At 31.1% G+C, this 2,649-nt stretch carries 3 protein-coding genes; all 3 read left to right on the top strand.

The genetic code is table 11. The annotated features are described in order from the left end of the window. Positions 1–246: GDP-mannose 4,6-dehydratase (locus ACWI69_RS11980; RefSeq protein WP_448822065.1), on the top strand; the 246-nt coding region annotated here is incomplete at its 5' end. A 60-nt stretch (positions 247–306) separates the two neighbouring features. Then, the gene (locus ACWI69_RS11985) at positions 307–1,434 is read left to right on the top strand and encodes a polysaccharide pyruvyl transferase family protein (protein ID WP_448822066.1); all 1,128 of its coding nucleotides are present in this window, start codon (positions 307–309) and stop codon (positions 1,432–1,434) included. Further along, the gene (locus tag ACWI69_RS11990; RefSeq protein WP_448822067.1) at positions 1,431–2,537 is read left to right on the top strand and encodes a Coenzyme F420 hydrogenase/dehydrogenase, beta subunit C-terminal domain; all 1,107 of its coding nucleotides are present in this window, start codon (positions 1,431–1,433) and stop codon (positions 2,535–2,537) included. Before ACWI69_RS11985 ends, ACWI69_RS11990 begins: the two co-directional genes overlap by 4 nt. Positions 2,538–2,649: the final 112 nt, after the last annotated feature.

Below are 2,649 nucleotides of genomic sequence, written 5' to 3' on the forward strand. Positions count from 1 at the left end.
CTCGGCAGAAAGGAAGGCGAGGATATGGATCTCATCACTTATGTAACAGACAGAAAGGGTCATGATATGCGTTACGCCATCGACTCTAGAAAGTTGCAGAAGGAATTGGGTTGGGAGCCATCTCTCCAGTTTGAGGAGGGAATCGAGGAGACCGTGAAGTGGTATCTTGATAATGAGGAGTGGCTTGAGAATGTTACTTCTGGGGATTATCAGAAGTATTATGAGAAAATGTATTTTGATAAATAAATATTATCGTGATTCAAATTTTTAAAGGTTTGAATCACGATAAAAATCTTATTGTAAAATATGAAGATAGGACTTGTTACTTATTATCGCAATTACAACTATGGATCAGTTCTTCAATGTTATGCACTACAATCTATTTTAGAAGAATGTGGATGTAAAGTTGATGTTTTGAACCAAAAAGAAGTAGGCTTATATTGGAAGATAAGAAGCCTGTTTATAAAAATAAAATTTCTTATATCTTGTATTTTATATCCAGAGAGATGGGTAAAGTATAAAAAATTTGCTAAAGAATCTAATAGATCATGTGATGGATTATCACCTAAAGTAAAACAATATTTTGACTCTTTTTTGCAAAACAATATTCATAGTAAAGATGTTTCTTTCGTTGAAATGCGTAAAGATAAAAGTTATGATATGTTTATTTGTGGAAGTGATCAGGTATGGAGCTTAACTTCTCCAATGCTTAATCCTTTCATGTTTCTGCGGTTCGCTCCTAAGCAAAAGCGTGCTTCATATGCAGCAAGTACAGGTACAAATAATATACCTCTATGGTATAAGAAGAAGCTTAAACGATACATTAATGGCTTTAAGAATGTTAGTATTAGAGAAATTTTACTAGTGCCAATATTAGAAGAAGTAGGATGTAAGAACGTTCAACAGCATATAGATCCATCGCTTCTAAAAACATCAGAATTTTGGATTAGGCATTCCATAAAGTGTAATAGTATTAAAGAAGATAATTATATACTATTGTTCTTTCTTAATAAGCCGAGTTCTGTTGCTATAGAACATATTAAGAAAGTATCTATAGAGAAAAAACTACCGATATACTCTTTTCCTTATAAATTTGATGAGTTTAATCAGATTTCAAAAAATATTAAGGATATAGATGTGAGTCCTGCTGAATTTGTATATGTTTTAAATAATTCAGCAGTCATATGTACCGACTCTTTCCATGGAGTTGCTTTCTCAATTAACTTAAAAAAAGAATTTTATGTATATAATAGAGAATATTCTGCTGGTGAGAGTCAAAGTTCACGGATAGATAGTATTTTGACTAGTTATAGTCTTGAGTCAAGAATGATTAGTAATTCCAGTCAAAAAACTGATCTTATAGGAAATTATGATTCAAAATTGGAACATGATAGAGCCTGTTCCTTAGAGTATATAAAAAAAATAATAGCATGATAACTCCTGATAGTAATTGTACAACTTGTAAAGCGTGTATACAGATATGCCCTAAGAAATGCATAGGCATAGATGAATTTAATAAAATATCTATCAATAGTACAAGTTGTATAAATTGTGGTGCTTGTGAAAGAGTATGTCAAATAACTCGACCATTGACATATTTCACACCATCCATGATTTATGCTGCTTATAATAAGAATCAGCAAGAGTTGATTAGAAGTTCGTCTGGGGGCATTGGAGGTCTTTTGATTAGAATTTGTTTGTATAGTAATTTTAAGGTATTTTCAGCTTCTTATAATGATGATACACTTCCTGTTATTCAAGAAGTAATACCATCAAATATAGAAAAGGCTTTGAAATCAAAATACTGTTATGCAGATATTAATGATTCCTATATAAAATGTCGCAATTATTTAAAGAAAGGCGAAAAAGTGTTGTTTATCGCACTGCCTTGTCAAATAGGAGGTTTAAGACTGTTTTTAAATAAGAATTATGAAAACCTGTTTTGTGTAGACTTATTCTGTCATGGAGCTCCTTCCGCTGCAGAGTTGCAAATGCATTTGAATTATAAGAATTCAAAAAAAAAGAAAGTTGTAGATGTACAATTTCGTGATAAGAGCGTCTCAAAATGGGGTGATTATTGTTTTGGATATCGTTATTCTGATGGGTCTATTTCTGTTGGTCCTGCATTATGTGATTATTATTTCTCTAATTTTATAAAAGGTACTTTTTTCAGAGAATGTTGCTATAAATGTAAGTATGCTAAATTTGAACGGATAGGTGATGTTTCTATTGGTGATTATTGGCATATTACTCCTAAGCACCTTGATGCCTCAACAAATGGGATTTCTGCAGTTTTAATAAATAATGAAAAAGGAAAAGTACTATGGCAATTGATAAGTAAATATTGTGAATATGAAGAAGGTACTAAAAAGAGTGTAGAATATGCGACTCATGCTGTTTTGCATCCGATGAAACGTCCTGATACATATATGTCTCATATAAAAAAAACTCAAGAAGAATACAATCAAATGGCAAAAAAATATGAACGGACGATAAAACAGATGTTTCGTTTACTGCGATTTAAATTTAGCAAATGATATTTATTTAATATAACTAAAGTTTCGCAAGTGAAAATTCACAAGCGTGATTTAACGTAATTTTGGAATAAAAAAGGCTCTGAAGTTTGTATAACTCACAGAAAATGAGTAT

It is taken from the genome of Cetobacterium sp., assembly GCF_977044495.1.

Excerpts from the sequence above, each read along its gene's own strand:
- ACWI69_RS11985 (WP_448822066.1), top strand. The coding sequence starts at position 307 with ATGAAGATAGGACTTGTTACTTATTATCGCAATTACAACTATGGATCA.
- ACWI69_RS11990 (WP_448822067.1), top strand. The coding sequence starts at position 1,431 with ATGATAACTCCTGATAGTAATTGTACAACTTGTAAAGCGTGTATACAG.